The following is a 21,009-nucleotide window of genomic DNA, read 5'->3' as shown; positions in this document are numbered from 1 at the left end:
TCGACTCGGACGCCGACGGTCAGCACGCCTGGGCGACCTGCAGCGAGTGCGGCGCGGGCTGGGTCCACCGTGACGAGCTCCCGGAGGCTACCGCTGCACCGGCTCGGACCGTGCCGGAGCGTCGAGCGGCCTGACCTCCTCGGCCGGGCGTCCGTTCCGGCCGACCTCTTCGTGACCGGTCGAATCGATTCGGCACGTCGTCTTCCGTCGGTTGGTTGGAGCGTTCTACACTGCTGGGAGCAGGTCGGCACGACCGACCTGTGACCCGTTCGCCGCTGAACCGGGACGCCCGATCCGGGTGGTGCCCGCCGTTCGCGACGGGGCCGCCGAGGGGTGCGCCGCGCGACCAGCGCGTGCCCCGCCGTCCCGGTCGGCCCACCGCACCGCCCGTGGGCCGCTCGACGGCGTGCCGGGCCGACCCGCTCCTCCCGTCCGAGAGACAGGCACCATGACCCACCTCACGCCTGCGCACCGCGCCGCCGCGCTGATCGCCCTCGCCCTCGGCGGGTTCGCGATCGGATCGACCGAGTTCGTGGCGATGGGGCTGCTCCCGAACATCGCCGAGGCCCTGCTGCCGTCGCAGTACGCGGCGAACCCCGACGCGGGCATCGCCCACGCCGGGTGGCTCGTCAGTGCCTACGCGCTCGGGGTGGTCGTCGGTGCCCCCACCATCGCCGCGATGTCCGCGAAGTTCCCGCGCAAGGGCCTCATCCTCGTGCTGCTCGTCGGGTTCGTCCTCGCCACGGTCGCGAGCGCCGTGCTGCCGTCGTTCGGGCTGATGCTCGTCGCACGGTTCGTCGCCGGCCTGCCCCACGGCGCCTACTTCGGCATCGCCTCGATCGTCGCCGGCGACATGATGGGACCGGGCAAGCGCGGCAAGGGCATCGCGATGGTCCTCCTCGGGCTCTCGGTCGCGAACGTCGTCGGCGTGCCCGCGATCACCTGGGTCGGACAGGTCGCCGGTTGGCGCATCGCGTACGGCGTCGTCGCCGCGCTCTTCGCGCTGACGTTCCTCGCCGTCGCCGCGTTCGTGCCGCGGTCCGCGAAGGACGAGCACGCCACGATCGGCCGCGAGCTGCGGGCCTTCCGTGAGCCGCAGCTCTGGATCGTGATGGGCCTCGGCGCGATCGGCTTCGGGGGCTTCTTCGCGGTGTACTCGTACATCTCGCCGATCGTCCAGAACGTCACCGGGCTGAGCGAGTCCGCGGTGCCGCTCGTCCTCGTGGTGGTCGGGCTCGGCATGGTCGTCGGCGGGGTCGTCGGCGGGCACCTGGCCGACCACAGCGTGAAGCGCACGATCTACGTCGGGCTCCTGGCGCTCGTCGGGGCGCTCCTCGTCACGGTCCTGACGGCGCAGTGGACTGTCGGGATGTTCGTGGGCGCGTTCCTCATCGGCGCGACGTCCTCGGCGATCCCGCCCGCCGTCCAGTCGCGGCTGATGGACGTGGCGGGCGATGCCCGGACGATCGCGGCGGCGCTGAACCACTCGGCGTTCAACATCGGCAACTCGCTCGGTGCGGCCCTCGGTGGTGCGGTCATCGCGGCGGGGTTCGGGTTCCTCGCGCCGGGCTGGCTCGGGATCGTGCTCGCGCTCCTCGGCGTCGGGGTCACGGCGGTCAGCTACGGGGTCGAGCGGCGGTCGACGGCACGTGCAGCGCTGCGCTCGTCGCACCCGTCCACCGGCCCGATCACGGCACCCGTCCCGACCGTCTGACCGGAGGCTCGCGGCGCGGATCGCGTCGGCACAACCGGAGTCACCCCGAACCACGCATCGGCGCGGTTCGGGGTGACTCCGGTTGTGCGGTGCGTCGCGGGGCGGCGGACCAGGCAGCCCTGCCGTCGGCGCTACAGGCCGACCGGGCTGCCGTCCTGCACGATGATGCCGTCGGTGATCGCCCGCTTCCGGAGCGCCACCTTCGTGCCGACGTCGAACCCGGCCACGCGGTACTTCTCGCGGATGCGCTTGAGGTAGCTCTTCGCGGTCTCCTCCGAGATGCCGAGCTGGTACGCCACGCTCTTCACCGGCTCGCCACCGCCGTACAGCGCCATGACGCGACGCTCCTGGGCGCTGAGCTTCGGCACGCCGCCGACGTCGCCGGAGTTGATCGCGAGGTCGAGCTCGGCGGAGACGTACTGCTCGCCGCGCTGGGCGGAGCGGATCGCCTCGACGATCATGTCCGCGTCCTCGCTCTTCACGAGGTAGCCGAGCGCACCGGAGGCGAGGGCCTCGCGGACGACGTTCGGCTCGGAGTACGTGCTCATCACCACGGTCTTGACGCCGGCGGTCTTCAGCGTGGAGATCTTGAGCGAGACCGGGATCGAGTCCTTGAGGTCAAGGTCGAGCAGCACCACGTCGACCGGGAACGCGGGGTTGGTGAGCAGCTCCGGCCAGGTCGTGACGGCGGCCACGAGGGTGATGTCGTCGGCGGCGCTGCGGATCCACTCCGTGAGTGCGCCGAGGAGCATCTTGTGGTCGTCGACGAGTGCGAGTCGGATCGGTTCCTCTGGAGTCGCCATGCTGGCGTCCTTTCTCGGGGGCTGTGTTGATCCTAGGCGGACCGGACGCACGGTACGGGCAGGCTGGTCAGGGTGTCCGGTTGTTCGGGTCCAGCCGGCTCGGTCCGCGCGACGACTACATCGTCGGGTGGCGGTTGACGACGCAGTGCGCCACGATGCGCAGCGTGCCGTCCTGGACGGTCTCGGTGAACGGGCCGATGCGGTGCAGGGCACTCCACGTGGCCGGACCGAGTCGTCGACGCGTGACGCTCCGCGACTCGATGACGATCGGGACGTCCATCGTCTCGTCGGTGACGGGGTGCCCGTCCGACCCGACGGGACCGAGCGTCACGGCCACGACTGGCTGACCCGGCTGTGCGGTCCGTCCGTCGCCGGCCATCTGCCACAGGGCCTGGAGGAGTCCGTCGCGCTGGGCGGGGGAGAGGTGGCCGGCGAGCGAGCCCGGGTCGGCGACGCTCACCGCGCGGCCGAGGTGGTCGGACTCGGTGATGGCGTGGTACAGCCACGTCTCGCGACGGCCTTCGATGAGGTGCAGTCGGAGCTCGGTGGCGAGCGACGCCGCGACCGAGGCCGAGGCGTCGGAGAGCGGCAGCGGGTCGGAGCCGTTCGCGACGGCGTCGAGGAGCTTCTCGGCTGCGAGGTCGAGCCGGGCGAGCTCATCCGACGCGAGCATGCCCACGGCGAACTGCGGCGCCTGGACGTTGCTCTGCACGAGGACGCGGTCGAGCTCCTTCTGCACGAGCTGGCGGAAGCGGTGCACGACGAACAGGGCGAGCGAGGGCGGCACGACGACCAGGGCGACGAGCGACACCATCCCGGGCAGCGTGTCGGTCGTCACGGGGGTCGAGACGAGGCACGTCACGATGAAGGTGAAGCCGAGGACGACGATGGCCGCCGCCACCTCGCGCGCCGGCCGCAGCGATGCGATCGGGAGCAGGGCGAACCCGGCGGCGATCGACGCGGTGGCGAAGTGCGCGATGTCGTGCTCGGGCCAGATCCCGATGAAGTCGAGTGTCACGACACAGACGAGCACCACGCAGATGAGTGCGAACGCGACCCCGGTGAGTCGCTCGCCGTACGTCAGCAGGCTCAAGCCGACCCCGAGCGCGGCGACGATGTAGAGCCCCCACGCGGCGGCGGGAAGCCACGGGTCGCTGTACTCGGGCCAGCGGGCGAGGAACAGCACGATGCCGGCGACGGCCTCGATCGCGGTGAGCACGGCTGCTCCGGCGCCGAGGTACCCGGCACCGAGCGACGCGCCCGGCTTCGCCGCCTGGCGCAGCGAACGGGCGCCGGTGGAGGTCGACGGCAGGCCGCGTGCCTGCCGACGTTCGCTGCCCCGGTACCGCTCCCGTGCCTCCCGGCGGGTCCGCGGAGCGGACTGCACGGTCTCACCGGGCAGTCCGCGACTGATGGTGTCCTCGGGGACGCGGCTCACAGCGTCGGCCCCGTCCGCCGGAACGCGGGACCTGCGGGACGGTGCTGGCTCATCGCGGGGCCTCCAGGACGACGGTCGTGCCGGAGCCCGGCGCGGAGAACAGCTTCGCGTCGCCACCGACCTCGCGGAGGCGGTTCACGACGCTCTCCTTGAAGCCGAGCCGCTCGGCGCTGACGTGGGTGAGGTCGAAGCCGACGCCCGAGTCCGTGACCATCGCGCGGACCATCTCGTTGTCGTGCACGATCGTCACGTGCGCCTCGCCGACGCCGGCGTGCCGACGGACGTTCTCGAGGCACTCGCCGAGCGCCAGGAGGAAGGCGTCGAGGACGTTGGACGGCAGCAGCACCTGACCGGTGCCGTGCCAGCTGACCTCGAGCCCCATGCGGCCGAAGCGCTGCTTGACCGACTCGAGGGTCTGGCCGAGCGGGGACTCCTCCTCGCGGGTGAGCGAGTAGTCACCGGACTGCTGCGGCTGCGGGGTCGCACCGAGACGGAGGTGTCGGAGCAGCCGCGCGTCCTCGGCGGCCTGTTCGCGCATCGCCTGCTCCGAGACGCCGACGCCGGAGTGGGCGAGGAGCGTCAGGGTCGCGAGCACGGTGTCGTGCAGGAGCCGCGCGCCCTGCCGACGCTGGGCCTCGGTCTCGCTCGCCTGGCGCTCCGCTCGGTGGGCGGTGCCGATGCTGTAGATGCGGCGGGCGACGCGCGGGATGCTCCGGGAGATCCAGACGGTCACGACCGCGATGAGCACCCAGCCGAGGAGTGCCCCGGCGGTCGCGACGGACAGGAACGATCCCGTCGCCCAGGTCATGCCCACGGCGGTGGCGGCGCCGGCGGCGAGGGTCAGGCCGAGTCCGACGGGGTGTCCGCGCTGGGCCATGAGCGGTGCGGAGACGCCTCCGGCAGCGAGCGGCATGACGGCGCTCGCGATCACCGGGCGCGTGGCGTCGTCCGCTCCGACGAGCAGGATCGCGAGCGCACCGAGACCGCCGGCGAGGATGACGGCGGTCCACCACACCGAGCCGCTCGACCCGAACACGACGAAGCCGGCGATCATCGCCGCGATGCACGCGACGGCTCCGAGGAGGAGCCCGACGGGGACCGCGAACGAGACGAGCACGGCGACGAGGCTGATGAGGGTGCAGACGATGCCGACGACACGGGTGATCGACCGGAGCAGCCGGTCGCGTTCCTGTGCGATCAGTTCCATCGAAGTCCTGTGCGGTGGTCGTGGTGCGAAGTCGAGACTCGGTCAGCCGAGCACCACGCCATCATTCCACGCACGGCACCCGTTGGGGGGTGTTCGGCGCGCGGGGCCGTACCGGATGGGAACCGAATTGTGATCGCAGGTGCGATGCAATACGCCCGACGCGGCCCGGGTCCGCGCCCCCGCAGCCCGCGTCCGCGCCCCAGCAGTCCGCGTCCGCATCCGCGCGGGCCCCGTCCGCGGTCCTGCGGCCCACCGCCGCCCACGCGGCCCGCGCCCACCACGCCCGTCAGCTGAACAGCCGCCGGAGGTGCGCCCCGACGGCCTCCTGCTCGATGAGGAACCCGTCGTGCCCGAACTCGCTCGTCACCACCGTGGCGCGGTCGCCGTCGAGGGTGTCCGGGATGCCCGCGGCGATCCGGTGCTGGTCCTCGACGGGGAACAACCGGTCGCTCGACACCCCGATGACGAGCGTGCGCGCGGTCACCCGTCCGAGCGCGGCGGCCACGCCTCCGCGGCCGGCCCCGACGTCGTGCGAGTCCATCGCGTGCGTCAGCGTCACGTACGAGCCCGCGTCGAACCGCCGGGTGAACTTGTTGCCGTGGAAGTCGAGGTAGCTCTCCACCGAGAACCGGCCGTCGTCTCCGAGCGGCGACACGTCGCTCTGCCACGACCGGTCGAAGCGACCGTTGAGCTCGTCGGGCGCCCGGTAGGTCATGAGCGCCATGCGGCGGGCGAGTGCGAGCCCCCGGTGCGGTCCCTCGCCCGGGGCGGCGTCGTGGTAGTCGCCGTCCGCGAACCCGGGGTCCATCTGGATGGCGGCACGCTGCAGCGAGTTCGCGGCGATCTGGTCGGCGGTGGTCTGCGCCGTCGATGCGAGGACGGCGAGCCGCGCGACGCGGTCGGGGTGGGTGATCGCGAACTCGAGGGCGTGCATGCCGCCCATCGACCCACCGACGACGCCGGCGAACCGCTCGATCCCGAGTCGGTCGGCGAGCTGGACCTGCACGGCGACCTGGTCGCGCACCGTGACGAACGGGAAGCGTGCGCCCCACTCGACCCCGTCCGGTGCGACCGACGAGGGGCCGGTCGTCCCCTGGCAGCTGCCGAGCATGTTCGGGACGACGACGAACCAGCGGTCGGTGTCGATGGCGCGGCCCGGTCCGACGACGTCGCCCCACCAGCCGGCGGTGCGGTGCCCCGGGCCGGCCTCGCCCGTGACGTGCGAGTCGCCCGTGAGGGCGTGGAACACCAGCACGGCGTTGTCGCGCTCCGGGGACAGCGTGCCCCAGGTCTCGTAGGCGACCCGGACGTTCGGCAGGCGCCCGCCACGGACCCTCTGCTCGCCGAGGCTCGCGAAGTGTCGGCTGCCGGGGTGGTCGCCGGGCCGCCATGCGCCCGTCACCGGCGGCTTGCCGAGGGTGCCGAGTTCGGTCCCGGGCACGAGGGAGGACGGCACGGAGTCCTCGGGGGTCGTCTGCCAGTCCATCGTCCGACCAGTCTGCCGGGAGGCACGGGTCACCGCCGCCGTGTTACGTCACCCCGGGCGTGTGGCCGGCCCGGCGGCTCGTGGTCGCGGAGTGCGTGCGCCACGCGGTCGTGTCGCGCGCGCGCCGCGTGGTCGCGTTGTGCGTGCGACGAAGCACGCGTCGATCGACCGGTGTTTCGTCGCGGTCACGACGTCACGTTTGATGTGGGTGCAACAAGCGACGTCCCACGTGTCGATCGACACGTGGGACGTCGGGACGCGCGCGTTTCGTGGAAGAGGGGCAGCGGCGCTGCGAGCGCACCCGCGTCAGGCGCGGAGGCGCTCCGACTCGGCTCGGGCCGCGGCGAGCCCGGCCTCGAGGTCGGCCCGCAGGTCCTCGACGTTCTCGATCCCGACCGACAGGCGGACGAGCCCCGGCGTGACCCCGGTCGTCAGCTGCTGCTCAGGGGTGAGCTGCGAGTGCGTGGTCGACGCCGGGTGGATCACGAGCGAGCGCACGTCGCCGATGTTCGCGAGGTGCGAGAACAGCCGCAGGTTGTCCACGAACGCCTTGCCCGCGTCCACGCCGCCCTTGAGCTCGAACGACAGCACCGCACCGACGCCCTTCGGTGCGTACTTGTTCGCAGCGGCGTACCAGGGGGACGTGGGCAGCCCGGCGTACGACACCGAGGCGACGTCGGGGTGGCGGTCGAGCCACTCCGCGATCTCCTGTGCGTTCGACACGTGCCGCTCGATGCGGAGCGACAGCGTCTCGATGCCCTGCAGGAGCGCGAACGCCGTGTCGGGGGAGTTCGACGCGCCGAGGTCACGGAGCAGCTGCACCCGTGCCTTGATGATGTAGGCGAGCGGGTCGCCGACCGCCTGTGAGAACACCGCACCGTGGTACGACGGGTCGGGCGTGCTGAACTCCGGGAACTTCTCGGCGTGGTCCGACCAGACGAACCGGCCACCGTCGACGATCACGCCGCCGATGACGGTGCCGTGTCCGCCGAGGAACTTCGTCGCCGAGTGGACGACGATGTCGGCCCCGTGCTCGAACGGACGGATGAGGTACGGCGTCGCGATCGTGTTGTCGACGATCAGCGGGACACCGGCCTCGTGCGCGATGTCCGACACGGTGGCGATGTCGAGGACGTTGATCTTCGGGTTGCCGACCGTCTCCGCGAAGAACAGCTTCGTGTTCGGTCGGACGGCGCGACGCCACTCCTCGGGGTCGTCCTGGTCCTCCACGAAGGTGGTCTCGATGCCGAGCTTCGCGAGCGTGTACTTGAACAGGTTGTACGTGCCGCCGTAGATCGACGACGAGGACACGATGTGGTCGCCCGCACCCGCGATGTTGAGCACCGCGTACGTCTCCGCGGCCTGCCCGGACGACACCAGCAGCGCCCCGGTGCCGCCCTCGAGCGCGGCGATGCGCTGCTCGACGACGTCGTTCGTCGGGTTCATGATCCGGGAGTAGATGTTGCCCGGCTGCGCGAGCGCGAACAGGTCGCGGGCGTGGTCCGAGTTCTCGAAGACGTACGAGGTCGTCTTGTAGATCGGCGTGGCACGCGCACCGGTCGTCGGGTCCGGCTGGGCGCCGGCGTGGACCTGGGTCGTCTCGAACCGCCAGGCGGCGGCGTCGTTCGTGCTCATCGGTGCTCCTGTCGGGTGCGGTTCTCGGGATGGGCGGCGCACCGGCCGGGAGGCCCGGGGCAGCGCTGCGTCGCTCGTCACGGTACGCAGGTGGTCGGGTCCGCACCAGCGTGCCCGCCACGCGACGTAACGGACGTCGCGGGGGCGACCCGTGCCTCCCGGCCGGCGCAGCACACCGACCGCAGCGCGCCTACCGCACCTCGTCCTTCCGGAACAGCCAACCGACCCTCGGCTCGAGGAGCCAGCGCATCGCGCTGCGCACGAACGGCTGCGCCAGGAAGAGGCTCACCGCGCAGGCGACCACGACCATGAGGAGCACGTACGGCCAGGCCGAGTGCTCACCGGCGAGGACGCCGGACTCACGGATCGGGTAGAGGACGAACGTGTGCAGCAGGTAGACGTACATCGTCGCCGCACCGAACCGGGTGATCCAGACCGTCCGTCGCGGCACCAGCAGGAGGAACGACGCCGTGAGCACCGCGGCGAGCAGCATCAGGCCGAAGCGGACCGCTCCCGCCCACCACGCGTCCTCGCCGAGCCCCGAGTACGAGTCGTCGTAGAAGAACCAGTGGTGGAGGTCGAACTCCTTGAACTGGGGGATCCAGATCGCACACGACACCGCCCAGGCCGCGAACACCGCGGCCGCGATCACCCGCACGCGCACCACGGTCCGTCGGGGGGCGTCGTACCAGCGGTCGAAGAGCCCCCACTGCTTGACCTGCCAGCCGACGAGGAAGAACGGCAGCAGGCTGATCGCGCGGCTCAGGGAGAGCGTCGAGTCGACGTTGTCGAAGTAGCCCACGCCGATGCTGAACACCACGGCCCAGAACAGCGGCCACCGCAGCTGCGCGAGGTACGGCAGGATCAGCCGGAAGATCCCGAGGGCGAGCAGGAACCAGAGCGTCCAGGTCGGCTGCGTCGGGTTGAACTGCTTGCCGCCCTCGACGATCGCCTGCACGACGGTCCAGATCGTCTGCATGATGATGTACGGCACCACGATGTCCGTGATCGTCCGCTTCATCCGGTCCGCGGTCGGGGTCGCGGCCGACGAGAAGTAGCCGCTGATCACGCCGAACGCCGGCATGTGGAAGGCGTAGATGAACGTGTAGAGGGCGAGCGCGTGCTCACTGTCGCTCGTCTGGCGCTGGATCGCGTGCCCGATGACGACGAGCGTGACCGCGAGGAACCGTGCGGTGTCCCACATCGGGATGCGCAGCTTCGCCCGCCCCGGCTCGAGCCCGGCGGGGGCCACCGGAGCCGCTTCTCTCGTCATGGCCCGCCACGCTACCGGCTGGCGCGACGTCGTGGTCGGTACGCTCGTGACCCACACCCGTGTCCACACCCAGGCGTTCGGAGGAACACCCATGGCACCTCGTCGCGCAGTCGTCACCGGAGCCAGCTCGGGCATCGGCGCCGCGACCGTCCGACTCCTGCGCTCCCGAGGCTGGGACGTGCTCGCCGTCGCCCGTCGCGAGGCCAAGCTGCAGGCGCTCGCCGAGGAGACCGGTGCGACGTACCTCGTGGTGGACGTCACCGACCCGTCGGACGTCGCGGCGCTCGCGAGCCGGGTGGCGGAGCTCGGCGGCGTGGACGTGCTCGTCAACAACGCCGGTGGTGCGCTCGGGTCGGCGTCGGTCGAGGAGTCCGACGTCGAGGACTGGCGCGCCATGTTCGAGGTGAACGTCATCGGCACGAAGCAGGTCACGGCCGCGCTGCTCCCGGCGCTGCGCGGGACCGCGCGGAGCAACGGGCACGCCGACATCGTCACGGTGACCTCGACGGCCGGGCACGTGGCGTACGAGAACGGCGGCGGGTACAACGCCGCGAAGTTCGCCGAGCACGCCCTCGTCGGGGCCCTCCGGCTGGAGCTGAACGGCGAGCCGATCCGGGTCGTGGAGATCGCTCCGGGCCTGGTGAAGACGGACGAGTTCGCGCTCACCCGGTTCCGCGGCGACGAGGCGAAGGCCGCGGCGGTCTACGACGACGTGCCGGAGCCGCTCGTGGCCGAGGACGTCGCAGAGGCGATCGCGCACGCGGTCGAGCTGCCCGCGCACGTGAACCTCGACCTCGTGACCGTCCGACCGGTGGCGCAGTCGGCGCAGCACAAGCTGGCGCGGGGGCGGTTGACGCCGCGCGACTGACCCACGCGACCCGCGCGGCCCTCGTGGGCGTGGGCGCGAGCGTGCGCACGCGCCCGGGCGCGGGATGCGGGTCGCGGGCGCGGGGTCCCTGCCGGTACCGTGGTCGGATGCCGATCAGCAGCGAATCCGAGCCGGTGGCCCAGGCTCCGTCGACCGTGACCGTCACGAGCGGGCCCGAGGTGCTCGGCTGGCTGGAGTTCGGCGACGCCGCGCGCCTGCTCGCCAAGGACGTCCTGTCGTCCGGGTTCGAGCCCGAGGTCGTCGTCGCGGTCGCCCGCGGCGGGCTGATCATCGCCGGAGCCGTGGCGTACGCGCTCGGCACCAAGGAGTGCGGCTCGATCAACGTCGAGTTCTACACCGACGTGGAACAGCGACTCGAGGAGCCGGTCATCCTCGCCCCCGCGCTCGACGCCCCGGCCCTCGCCGGCAAGAAGGTGCTCGTCGTGGACGACGTCTCCGACTCCGGCCGCACGCTGCGCCTCGTGGTCGACATCATCGCGAACGCCGGTGCCGAGGTCCGCAGCGCCTGCCTGTACTCGAAGCCCGGCACCGTCCTCGAGCCCGACCACGTCTGGCGTCGGGTCGACGGCTGGATCACGTTCCCGTGGAGCGCCCTCGCCCCGGTGACGGCCGAGTCGTGAGCATCCACCTCGTCGGCGGGGGCCTCCTCGCCGCAGCGGACGTCGCCGCCCCGTTCACCGCCGAGGCCACCGCACGCGCGGCCGCCGTCGGCCGGACCGTCCCGCGCATCGCGGTCCTCTCCGTCGCACGCGCCGACGGGACCTCGCCGTCGAGCACCGCGGACATCGCCGAGACCCTCGGCGGCGCGCGGCAGGCCGAGACGATCGTGACCGAGGTCGCGGCGGGTGCGGCCTTCGACACGACCGTGCTGAGCGACGTGGACGCCCTCGTCGTCGCCGGTGGCGTCACACCCGACTACCTCACCGCGGTCGCGCCGATCGTCGACCAGCTCCGCCTGCTCGTCAGCGACGGGCTGCCGTACCTCGGCTACTCGGCGGGAGCGATGATCGCCGCCGACCGCGCCCTCGTGGGCGGCTGGCGCATCGGCGGGGTCGAGATCTGCCCGGAGGAGGCCTCCGAGGGACTCGACGAGGTCGAGCTCCGTGAGGGCCTCGGGCTGATCGACCTCACCGTGGACGTGCACGCCGTGCAGGCGGGGACGCTCGCGCGGCTCATCGCCGCCGCCGAGGCCGAGTTCGTCACGGCGGGCCTCGCGATCGACGAGGACACCACGCTCGTGGTCGGCGAGGGTGCGCTCGAGGTCCGGGGGACCGGCAGTGTCTGGCGGGTGATCGCGGGCGACGAGTCCGTGTCCGTCGCCACCATGGGCGCGTAGCGGGCGTGGAGCCGCGGCCGCTCGCCGAGCTCGTCGACCCCGGGTGGGCGGCCGCGCTCGCCCCCGTCGAGGACGACGTCCACCGGATGGGCGCCTGGCTCCGGGCCGAGGTCGCGGCCGGGCGGCCGTACCTCCCGGCCGGCGCCGACGTGCTGCGCGCGTTCCGCGATCCCTTCGACGACGTCCGGGTGCTCGTGCTCGGGCAGGACCCGTACCCGACCCCCGGCCACCCGATCGGCCTGTCGTTCGCCGTCGATCCCGAGGTCCGGCCGGTGCCGCGCAGCCTCGCGAACATCTACGCCGAACTCCGCGACGACCTCGGCGTGGAGCCCCCGGCGCACGGGGACCTCAGGGCGTGGTCGTCGCGCGGCGTGCTGCTGCTCAACCGGGTGCTCACGGTCCGCGCGGGCGACGCCGGGAGCCACCGGGCAAAGGGCTGGGAGGCCGTCACGGACCAGGCCGTCCGTGCACTCGTCGCCCGGGGAGGGCCCCTCGTCGCCGTCCTCTGGGGAGCGCAGGCGGCGACGGTGCGACCGCTGCTCGGGGACACGCCGGTCGTCGCGTCGGCGCACCCCTCGCCCCTGAGTGCCCGCCGCGGGTTCTTCGGCAGCCGACCGTTCTCGCAGGTGAACGAGCTGCTCGTGGCACAGGGCGCGGAGCCGGTGGACTGGTCACTGCCCGCCTGACGCGTCCGGTCGGCTGTCGGCGGCTGCCGGATGCCGGCTGCCGTCTGGCCGAGTCTCGGGCTGAGCGACGTGTCCCGCGGCAGGACGCGCGAGAACGGTCGCTGACCACGAGTCTCGGGGCCCGCGGCGCCGCCGCCCCGTAGGCTCGACCCGTGCTCGAGGAGGAATACCAGCGACGGCGGGTCCTGCCGCGACACCTGCGCGCCCCCGTCCCGCAGGAGTCCGCGTTCACGTACACGATCCGCGCCGCCGAGCCGCGCGACCTCCCCGACGTGCGGGAGATCCACACGCACTACGTCCGGAACTCCTCGGTCACCTTCGACCCGTCGGCGTTCACGTTCGCGCGCTGGAAGCAGCGGTACGACGAGATCCGCCGGCGGGGGCTGCCGTTCCTGGTCGCGGAGAACCCCTCGGGCCAGGTGCTCGGATACGCGCTCGTGGACCCGTGGAACCCTCGCGACCGTTCGAACCACGTCGTCGAGGACTCGATCTACCTCGGTGCGGCGGCGGGCGGCAAGGGACTCGGGCGGGCGCTCATGGAGGCACTGATCGAGGAGTGCCGCGCCGCCGGTGTCCGCGAGGTCGTCGCCGTCATCGCCGACCGTCAGGCCGAGGCGTCGATCCGTCTGCACGAGCGACTCGGCTTCGAGGAGGTCGGGCGCATGGGCAAGGTCGGCTACAAGTACGACCGATGGCTCGGCACGGTGACGATGCGGCTCCGTCTGCGCGGTCCGCGCCTCTTCGCCCGGGGTCGCGCCGGGCGCTGAGTCGGCGCTCGTCCCGCTGGTCGCAGAACGCGTCGTCCGGCGCCGCCGTCAGCGACGGGTCGTGCGACCAGCGCGGTGCGCGGACGGCGTGTCGTGCGACCAGCGCGGCGCGTGCGCCCGTGACGTGGGACCACCGGACGGGAGGCTCGTGGCGGGCCGGCACCGTGCCTCCCGTCCGGACCGGGGTCGCCACGCGAGATCGGTACCCGGCCTGGTCGCAGGAGGTGTCGGCCCGCGCCGCCGTCGGCGGTGTGTCGAGCGACCAGCGCGGCGCGCGGACGGCATGTCGTGCGACCAGCGCGACCCGGAGCCTGCCGCACGCGCCCAGCGCCCACGCACTCAGCGCGTCGGCGCCTCCGCGATGAACTCGTCCCGCGTCACCCGCACCAGCGCCGTCGTCGCGTCCGACGCCCGGACGGCGTCACGGTCCGCGACGGCCCGCGCCACCGCCTCGTGCCGCTCCGCGGCGTCCCGAGTCCACCGGGTGATCGTGTCCCGCGACTCCGAGGTCCGCGTCCGCAGCAGCGCCTCGACGGTGCCGGCGAAGTGGCGGAACACGGCGTTCCCCGAGGCATCGAGCAGGGCGCGGTGGAAGCGGACGTCGGCCTCGAGGTAGGCGCGGCTGTCCTCCCGGGCACACGCCGCCAGCATGTCCGCTGCGGCCGCCGACACCGCCCCGACGGCGGACGCGTCCGGGGCGGCTGCCGCGAGTGCGGCGGCGACCGGTTCGACCCCGAGCCGCAGCTCGAGGAGCTCCCGTTGCTGAACGAAGTACGCGGGGGAGGCGCCGCGCCACCGGATGACCGTGGGCGCGAGCAGCTCCCACGAGCCGATGCCGAGCACCTGCGTGCCGACCCGCTGCCGGGGCTCCACGAGGCCGAGTGACTGGAGGACGCGCAGCGCTTCGCGGACGACCGATCGCGAGACGGCGAACTCCGCGGCCACGAGCTCGGGCCGGACGACCGTTCCCGGGGTGAGTACCCCGTCGACGATCCGCTGCCCGAGGGTGTCGAGCACCTGGGCGTGCAGTCCGCGGGCCGTCGGCATCGTTCCTCCGTGCAGTACGTGTCACGCGGCGCCGTGACGTCGTGTCCATCGAAGCGGCAGACTGCGCCGGAGGGCGCGTGCCGCGCTGGGGATCATCGTATAGTCTGATTAATCAGATTATTCGAGTCGGCGGCGCACCGCCGGTCCGACCGGTCCGTGGGAACGCGCAGACCGGCCGGTCCGGCGGAACGCTCGGACCAGCACACGAAGGCGACGGAGTCCCGCGGATGCGACTCCAGGAAGGGGCGCAGATGCCTCACGCGCTCACGGCGGCCACCGCCCACACGACCGTCCTCGCAGCAGAGGGGGGTGCAGCGCCGACCGTCGACCCGTCCGGGCCGGTCGCGCAGCTGATCATCGCCGCGCTGATCGGCATCGTCGTCATCATCGCGCTCATCACGTGGCTCAAGGTCCACCCGTTCATCGCCCTGACGATCGGCGCGCTCGGCGTCGGCATCGGTGCAGGGCTCGCCCCGGACAAGGCGGTCACGAGCTTCGGCAACGGGTTCGGTGCGACGATGACGAGCGTCGGCATCCTCGTCGGCCTCGGCTCGATGTTCGGCAAGCTCCTCGTCGACTCCGGTGCGGCCGACCGTGTGGTGGACACACTCGTCCGGCGGTCGTCGAAGGCCGCACTGCCCTGGACCATGGCACTCATCGGCGCGCTGATCGGTCTGCCGATGTTCTTCGAGGTCGGTCTGGTCCTCCTCATCCCGATCATCGTGCTCGTGGCGAAGCGCAGTGACGTGCCGATCATGAAGATCGCGGTGCCCGCACTCGTCGGCCTGTCGACGATGCACGCCTTCGTGCCGCCGCACCCTGGTCCGCTCGTCGCGATCTCCACGGTGGGCGCGAACCTCGGCACGACCCTCGCCTTCGGCATCGTCCTGGCGATCCCGGTCATCGTGCTCGCCGGTCCGGTCTTCGCGCGCTTCGCCGCGCGCTGGGTCGACATCCCGGCCCCGGACATGTTCGGGTCGCGCGGATCGGCCGGCGGTCACGACGACCCCGCCTCGGCCGGACGGGAGGCACGGCGCGGCCCCGCCACGCAGGACACGGCCTCCCTGCCGAACGGCAAGAGCGACTTCACCCGCGTGATCAGCGAGCCGCGCAGCCCGTCGTTCACCACCGCGCTCGTCGGCATCCTCCTGCCGGTGGTCCTCATGCTCGCCCAGGCGATCCGCGAGGCCGTCGCGCCCGACGCCGCCGGATCGTGGGTGAGCGTGCTCGACTTCCTCGGGACGCCGATGATCGCGATCGGGATCGCGGCCGTCTTCGCGATGGTGTTCTTCGCGATCGGCGGCGGGATGGACCGCTCGGCCGTCGCGAAGTCGCTCGAGAGCGCGCTGCCGCCGGTGGCCGGGGTGCTGCTCATCGTCGGAGCCGGCGGTGGGTTCAAGCAGGTGCTCATCGACACCGGGATCGGCGGGGTCATCGCCGACGCCGTGGAGGACTCCGGCATCTCCGTGCTGCTCGTCGCCTGGGTGGTGTCGGCGCTCGTCCGGGTCGCGACGGGTTCGGCGACGGTCGCCACCGTGACCGCCGCGGGCATCATGGCGCCGATCGCGAGCGACCTGTCCCAGCCGATGACCTCGCTGCTCGTGCTCGCGATCGGTGCCGGGTCGGTGTTCCTGTCACATGTGAACGACGCCGGCTTCTGGCTGGTGAAGGGCTACCTCGGCACCACGGTGGGGCAGACGTTCAAGACGTGGACGGTTCTGGAGTGCCTCATCTCGGTCTTCGGGCTCGGGGGCGTCCTGCTGGCCGGGGTGTTCCTGTGACCGCGGGCGCGGGCGCGGGCGCGGGCGCCGGTCGGTCCGAGGTGCTGGACGCTCGCGTGCTCGTCGTCATGGGGGTGTCCGGCTCCGGGAAGTCCACGGTCGCCGCGACCGTCGCCGAGCGCCTCGGATGGGACTTCGCGGAGGGTGACGCGATGCACCCGCGGTCGAACGTCGACAAGATGCAGGCCGGGACGCCGCTCACCGACGAGGACCGGTGGCCGTGGCTCGACATCGTGGCGGGGTGGATCCGGGACCACCTCGACGCCGGTACCCCCGGTGTCGTGACGTGCTCGGCGCTGAAGCGGTCGTACCGCGACGTGCTCCGCGCACCGGGGGTCGTCTTCGTCCACGTCGCGGGGGACGGTGCGCTCATCGCGGACCGGATGGCGGCGCGCTCGGGGCACTTCATGCCGACCTCGCTCCTCGCCTCGCAGCTCGCGACGCTGGAGGTGCCGGGGGCGGACGAGGCGCACGTCACCGTCGCCGCGGACCGCACGCCGGAGGACGAGGCCGACGAGGTGGTCGAGCGCCTCGGGCTCGGGGTGCACTGAAGCACTGTGCACCACTGCGCGGACGCGCCCCCTCCGGATCAGGGAGGGGGCGCGTCCGCGTCCGGGTGCCCGGCTTGCTCAGGCCTTCGACACCATGATCCAGCTCACCTGGATGCCGTACTTCGTCGCCGGGCTGATGCGGAGGTCGACGACGCCGTCCTTCCCGACCTTCGCGGTCGACGTCAGCGTGCGGAACGAGCCGTCGATCGGCTGCTCCGTCGCGACGGTCGTCCCGTTGACGCTGACGGCCGCCGCACGACCGGGAGCGCTCTTCGTCCACGGGTCCCAGAAGCCGACGTCCACGCGGTAGCGGCCCTTGCCGAGTCCGCCGAGCGCGTACTCGAGGTCGGTGGCGTCCGCCTGCCAGCGCACGGTCGACGTGATCGTCCCGCCGCTCGTGCCCGAGACGCCACCCGTGGTGCCGAAGTACCCCCAGTGGTCCCCGGTCCGCGGGTCGGCGCCGAACCGCTGGTCGGCGACGCTGTTCAGCAACCGGTCGCCACGGCGTTGCAGGAACGCGAGGTCGGCAGCGTGGTCCGCGGTGCCCTGACCGTCCGGGGTGCTCGGACCACCGGCGTCGACGAAGTAGGCGAGGTGCTTCGGCAGCACCGTCACCGGGCGGGTGAACGTCCGACCGTCGTCGAGTGTCCCGGTGACGGTCTGCTCGCCGGCGGTCCGCAGTGCCGTCGCCGCCCAGGTGACGCGGTGGGTCTCCTGTCCACGTGTCCGGGTCGTGCCGCCCTCGCGGACGCTGACGCGCTTCGGCAGCGCGCCGGTGTCGCCGAGCGTGACCTGCCCGGGCACCGTGGTGGTCACCGTCCACGGAGCGTGCGGGTGCAGGTCCGCGAGCGACCACTCGCCGGTGTCGCACGAGAAGGACATCGACCCGCCCTCACCGAACGTCACGGGCAGCCACACGCTCGGGGCGGTGCGGAGGTCCTCGGCGTTGTTCCACCGGTCGCCGAGGTACACCACGCGACCGTCGCCGAGGTTCAGCAAGGACGTGCTCTGCGAGTCGCACGTCGTGTCCGCACCCGTGCCCGTCGCGGGGTTGCCGTGCGCGGTCCACGTGCCGAGGATGTCCGTCGCGGTGGCGTACGCCGCTGCGTTCGGTGCCCACCCCGTCGCTCCCGAGGTCACGAGGTAGTAGGTCCCACCCACCTTCGTGATGGCCGGAGCCTCGCGCTGCCCGCCGATCCACGGCTGCGGCCGGCGGAAGTCGACGCCCTCCATCGCCTTCGTCGGGTCGGCGGACAGGTTCGTGTAGTCCGCGTCGAGCTTCGAGATGTAGAGCGTGAGGTTCTCCTCACTCGCGTACACGATGTACGCCGTACCGTCGTCGTCGACGAACAGGTTCATGTCACGGGCCATGCCGGGGGAGTCCGGCTGGTGGTTCGTCGGGTCGTCGGCCGGCACACGGTCGAGGCGGTACGAGTCGATGTACCGGAACGGCCCCGTGGGCGAGTCGGACACGGCGACACCGGCCTGCGCCTTCGCGTACTGCGCGTCGGACGAGTCCGTCGGCCCGTCGGCGTGCACCCACATGACCCACTGGCCGGTCTTCGCGTTGTGGATGACCTTCGGCCGCTCGAGGATCGCACCGGGGCGGGTGCTGCTCGGAGCGGTGACGCCGAGGTCGCGGTACACGGCGTCGCGCTGCGTCTGGTCGTAGCCGCCGTAGAGCGCCGCGAAGTACGGGTCGTCGAAGTCCGCGCGGCTCGTCATCGTGCGGAGCGCGAGACCGTCGTCCTTCCAGTGGTACAGGTCTCGCGACTCGTAGACGTGGGCGCCCCGGGTGTCGCTGTACCCGTTGGTCCGGTCCTCGCCGTACCAGTAGTAGGTCGTCTTCCCGTCACCGTCCGTCGCCGTCACGACCTGGCCGCCGTGGCCCTGGATCGGTTGCCCATGGTCGTCGAGCCACGGCTCGCCCGGTCGGAACGAGGAGTCGGTCGTCCCGGCGCTCGCCGCGACGGCCGGTGCGGCGGTCAGCCCGGTGACGGCGAGTGCTGTGGCGACGGCCACGGCGACGATGCCGCGCCACCGTCTGGTCGTGCCCGGTGTGCTGGGCCTGGTCGTGCCCGGCACACCGGGCCTGGTCGTGCGAATCTCCATCGATCCGCCCCCTCCTGGGTCGTCGTTGCCCCCGATGGCAACGTCAACATCCTGCGGACGGCGATCGTTCCGTGCAAGCACTCGCATCGTGTTGCCATCTGTTGCCACCGCCTCGTCCGCTCGCCGCACCCGGACAGCGCGGAGCAGTCCGGGTCTCGCCCTTCCCTCCTGCGCTGTGGGGGAGTAGACCTCTGGCCATGCCGCACTTCGTCATCCTGATCCACGGAGGCCCGGGCGACCCGGCGCCGGACGACCTCGCCGCCCACGACGCCCACGCGCAGGACCTCATCGGCTCCGGAGCGCTCGTCGCCGCGTTCGCGTTCGGCCCGACCGACGAGGTGGTCCGCATCGACGCGGACGGGCCGGCGCCGGGAGCCGCGGGAGCGACCGCGCTCGACGGGGTCGGCGTGGTCGAGGCCGATGACCTCGACGCCGCGGTCGCGATCGCCCGTGCGAACCCGGCGGCGGTCCAGGGCGGCTTCGTCGAGGTGCGCCCGGTCCTCGGCTCGTGGGTGCGCGGTGGTGGCTCGGACGGTTCGGCACACGGGGTGCCGTCGGCGTCCTGAGCCGTGGGTTCAGCGCTCGGACACGCGCCCGTCCTCGACGTGCCAGTGCCGGTCGAGCCGGACCGTGTCGAGCATCCGCCGGTCGTGCGTGACGAGCAGGAGCGTACCGTCGTAGGACTCGAGCGCCTGCTCGAGCTGCTCGATGGCGGCGAGGTCGAGGTGGTTCGTCGGTTCGTCGAGGACGAGGACGTTCACACCCCTGGCCTGCAGCAGCGCGAGGCCTGCCCGGGTGCGTTCGCCCGGTGACAGGTCGGCTGCCGCCCGTCCGACGTGGTCCGCCTTGAGGCCGAACTTCGCGAGCAGGGTCCGGACGTCGGCGGTGGCGTACTCGGGCACGAGTGCCTCGAACGCGGCGGCCAGGGGCTCGGGCCCGGAGAACGCCGCTCGCGCCTGGTCCACCTCGCCGATCGCCACGCTCGACCCGAGCGATGCCGATCCCGTCGTGGGCGCCTGCCGACCGAGCAGGGCGCGCAGGAGCGTCGACTTGCCGGCACCGTTCGGGCCGGTGATGCCGATGCGGTCCCCACCGTCCACCTGGAGCGACACCGGGCCGAGGGTGAAGTCCCCCTGCGTGAAGGTGGCGTCGGCGAGCGTGGCGACGACCGCCGACGACCGCGGTGCCTGCCCGATGGTGAACTCGAGGCGCCACTCCTTGCGCGGCTCCTCGACCTCGTCGAGGCGGGCGATGCGCGACTCCATCTGGCGGACCTTCTGCGCCTGCTTCTCGCTCGATTCGCTCGCCGCGCGCCGTCGGATCTTGTCGTTGTCCGGGTTCTTGCGCATGGCGTTGCGGACACCCTGGCTCGACCATTCGCGCTGGGTGCGGGCACGGGAGACCAGGTCGGCCTTGGTCGCCGCGTACTCCTCGTAGGCGTCGCGCTTGTGCTGGCGTGCGATCTCGCGCTCCTCGAGGTAGGCGTCGTAGCCACCACCGAACAGCCGGTTCGACGACTGCGCCAGGTCGAGTTCGAGCACCGCGGTGACCGAGCGGGCGAGGAACTCGCGGTCGTGGCTCACGAGCACGGCTCCGCCCCGCAGCCCCTGCACGAACTGCTCCAACCGCGCGAGGCCGTCCAGGTCGAGGTCGTTCGTGGGCTCGTCGAGGAGCACGACGTCGAAGCGGGACAGCAACAGCGCGGCGAGACCCACCCGTGCCGCCTGGCCACCGGACAGCGAGGTCATGAGCGAGTCCGGCCCGACACCGTGCCCGTCCAGGTCGTTCGCCAGCCCGAGCTCGGTGAGCACGACCGGTAGCCGTTCGTCGAGGTCCGCGGCTCCCGACGCCAACCACCGCTCGAGCGCGACCGAGTACGTCTCACCGGCTGCAACGTCGGCACCGGGGGCACCGAGCGCTTCGGCCGCCTGATCCATGGCCACCGTCGCGGCCGTGCTGCCGGTCCGTCGCGCGACGTACCCGGCGACCGTCTCACCCTCGACCCGGTCGTGCTCCTGCGGCAGCCAGCCGACGAACGCGTCCGGCGGCGACGTCGACACCGTGCCAGCGAGCGGCTCGTCGACCCCGGCGAGGAGACGGAGCAGCGTCGACTTGCCGGCGCCGTTCACACCGACGACGCCGATCACGTCGCCGGGTGCGACCGTGAGGTCGACACCCTCGAACAGCGTGCGGGCGGCGTACCCGCCGGCGAGGTCCTTGGCGACGAGGGTGGCGGTCATCCGCCAATCGTCCCATCCCCAGCGCGTCCCGCCTGCCATGATCG

18 protein-coding genes are annotated in these 21,009 nt (G+C 72.3%); 9 read left to right on the top strand and 9 right to left on the bottom strand.

Translation table 11 applies throughout. The features are described 5' to 3' along the window. The first annotated feature begins 448 nt into the window (after positions 1-448). Positions 449-1,714, top strand: coding sequence for an MFS transporter (locus ACRQ4C_RS10415; protein WP_439688602.1), 1,266 nt, complete (start codon positions 449-451; stop codon positions 1,712-1,714). 131 nt (positions 1,715-1,845) lie between these two features. Here ACRQ4C_RS10415 and ACRQ4C_RS10410 read toward each other — a convergent pair whose 3' ends face one another. From ACRQ4C_RS10410 to ACRQ4C_RS10385, 6 genes are all read right to left on the bottom strand, one after another. Further along, positions 1,846-2,517 carry a response regulator transcription factor gene (locus tag ACRQ4C_RS10410; RefSeq protein ID WP_290131518.1) on the bottom strand — a complete coding sequence of 224 codons (672 nt, stop codon included), beginning with the start codon at positions 2,515-2,517 and terminating at the stop codon, positions 1,846-1,848. Between the two features lie 115 nt (positions 2,518-2,632). Further along, the gene (locus ACRQ4C_RS10405; protein ID WP_439688601.1) at positions 2,633-3,955 is read right to left on the bottom strand and encodes a hypothetical protein; all 1,323 of its coding nucleotides are present in this window, start codon (positions 3,953-3,955) and stop codon (positions 2,633-2,635) included. A gap of 49 nt (positions 3,956-4,004) precedes the next feature. After that, positions 4,005-5,162, bottom strand: coding sequence for a sensor histidine kinase (locus tag ACRQ4C_RS10400; RefSeq protein WP_290131520.1), 1,158 nt, complete (start codon positions 5,160-5,162; stop codon positions 4,005-4,007). 286 nt (positions 5,163-5,448) lie between these two features. Then, the gene (gene metX / locus ACRQ4C_RS10395; RefSeq protein ID WP_439688600.1) at positions 5,449-6,648 is read right to left on the bottom strand and encodes a homoserine O-acetyltransferase MetX; all 1,200 of its coding nucleotides are present in this window, start codon (positions 6,646-6,648) and stop codon (positions 5,449-5,451) included. A gap of 306 nt (positions 6,649-6,954) precedes the next feature. Then, the gene (locus ACRQ4C_RS10390; protein WP_290131522.1) at positions 6,955-8,283 is read right to left on the bottom strand and encodes a bifunctional o-acetylhomoserine/o-acetylserine sulfhydrylase; all 1,329 of its coding nucleotides are present in this window, start codon (positions 8,281-8,283) and stop codon (positions 6,955-6,957) included. A 190-nt stretch (positions 8,284-8,473) separates the two neighbouring features. After that, positions 8,474-9,556: an acyltransferase family protein gene (locus tag ACRQ4C_RS10385; protein WP_290131523.1), complete on the bottom strand. Its 1,083-nt coding sequence runs from the start codon at positions 9,554-9,556 to the stop codon at positions 8,474-8,476. 91 nt (positions 9,557-9,647) lie between these two features. On the opposite strand from ACRQ4C_RS10385, the gene ACRQ4C_RS10380 reads away from it, so the two are divergent. The 5 genes from ACRQ4C_RS10380 (at position 9,648) to ACRQ4C_RS10360 (ending at position 13,234) form a co-directional block, all read left to right on the top strand. Beyond that, positions 9,648-10,424, top strand: coding sequence for an SDR family oxidoreductase (locus tag ACRQ4C_RS10380; protein WP_439688599.1), 777 nt, complete (start codon positions 9,648-9,650; stop codon positions 10,422-10,424). Positions 10,425-10,531: 107 nt separating this feature from the next. Continuing rightward, entirely contained in the window at positions 10,532-11,065 is a 534-nt protein-coding gene (locus tag ACRQ4C_RS10375; protein ID WP_193750459.1) for a phosphoribosyltransferase, read from the top strand. After that, positions 11,062-11,781: a Type 1 glutamine amidotransferase-like domain-containing protein gene (locus ACRQ4C_RS10370; RefSeq protein ID WP_439688598.1), complete on the top strand. Its 720-nt coding sequence runs from the start codon at positions 11,062-11,064 to the stop codon at positions 11,779-11,781. The genes ACRQ4C_RS10375 and ACRQ4C_RS10370 overlap by 4 nt, the downstream gene beginning before the upstream one ends. 5 nt (positions 11,782-11,786) lie before the next feature. Next, positions 11,787-12,467, top strand: a complete 681-nt coding sequence (locus tag ACRQ4C_RS10365) for a uracil-DNA glycosylase (RefSeq protein ID WP_439688597.1) — start codon at positions 11,787-11,789, stop codon at positions 12,465-12,467. Between the two features lie 152 nt (positions 12,468-12,619). Further along, positions 12,620-13,234, top strand: coding sequence for a GNAT family N-acetyltransferase (locus tag ACRQ4C_RS10360; protein ID WP_290131527.1), 615 nt, complete (start codon positions 12,620-12,622; stop codon positions 13,232-13,234). Positions 13,235-13,573: 339 nt separating this feature from the next. Here the strand turns inward: ACRQ4C_RS10360 and ACRQ4C_RS10355 are convergent, their stop codons facing one another. Continuing rightward, a complete protein-coding gene (locus tag ACRQ4C_RS10355) occupies positions 13,574-14,281 on the bottom strand; it encodes a FadR/GntR family transcriptional regulator (RefSeq protein ID WP_439688596.1) in 708 nt (235 codons plus the stop codon). Between the two features lie 251 nt (positions 14,282-14,532). Here ACRQ4C_RS10355 and ACRQ4C_RS10350 point away from each other — a divergent pair, with 251 nt between their 5' ends. Beyond that, positions 14,533-16,062 carry a GntP family permease gene (locus ACRQ4C_RS10350; protein WP_439688595.1) on the top strand — a complete coding sequence of 510 codons (1,530 nt, stop codon included), beginning with the start codon at positions 14,533-14,535 and terminating at the stop codon, positions 16,060-16,062. A 68-nt stretch (positions 16,063-16,130) separates the two neighbouring features. After that, positions 16,131-16,613 (top strand): gluconokinase, encoded by a 483-nt coding sequence (locus ACRQ4C_RS10345; RefSeq protein WP_439690899.1) that lies wholly within the window; start codon positions 16,131-16,133, stop codon positions 16,611-16,613. Between the two features lie 78 nt (positions 16,614-16,691). On the opposite strand, the gene ACRQ4C_RS10340 is transcribed toward ACRQ4C_RS10345, so the two are convergent. Next, complete coding sequence (locus ACRQ4C_RS10340) at positions 16,692-18,725, bottom strand: glycoside hydrolase family 43 protein (RefSeq protein WP_439688594.1); 2,034 nt, start codon at positions 18,723-18,725, stop codon at positions 16,692-16,694. Positions 18,726-18,922: 197 nt separating this feature from the next. Between ACRQ4C_RS10340 and ACRQ4C_RS10335 the strand changes: the two genes are divergently transcribed. Then, positions 18,923-19,291 (top strand): YciI family protein, encoded by a 369-nt coding sequence (locus tag ACRQ4C_RS10335; protein WP_439688593.1) that lies wholly within the window; start codon positions 18,923-18,925, stop codon positions 19,289-19,291. Positions 19,292-19,300: 9 nt separating this feature from the next. On the opposite strand, the gene ACRQ4C_RS10330 is transcribed toward ACRQ4C_RS10335, so the two are convergent. Next, positions 19,301-20,965, bottom strand: coding sequence for an ABC-F family ATP-binding cassette domain-containing protein (locus ACRQ4C_RS10330; protein WP_439688592.1), 1,665 nt, complete (start codon positions 20,963-20,965; stop codon positions 19,301-19,303). Between the last annotated feature and the right edge of the window lie 44 nt (positions 20,966-21,009).

Origin of the sequence: Curtobacterium sp. SP.BCp (assembly GCF_051903255.1) — a bacterium.
Lineage (GTDB): Bacteria > Actinomycetota > Actinomycetes > Actinomycetales > Microbacteriaceae > Curtobacterium.
The sequence above is the reverse complement of the archived record's forward strand: the minus strand, read 5'-3'. Positions and strand labels throughout refer to the sequence as shown.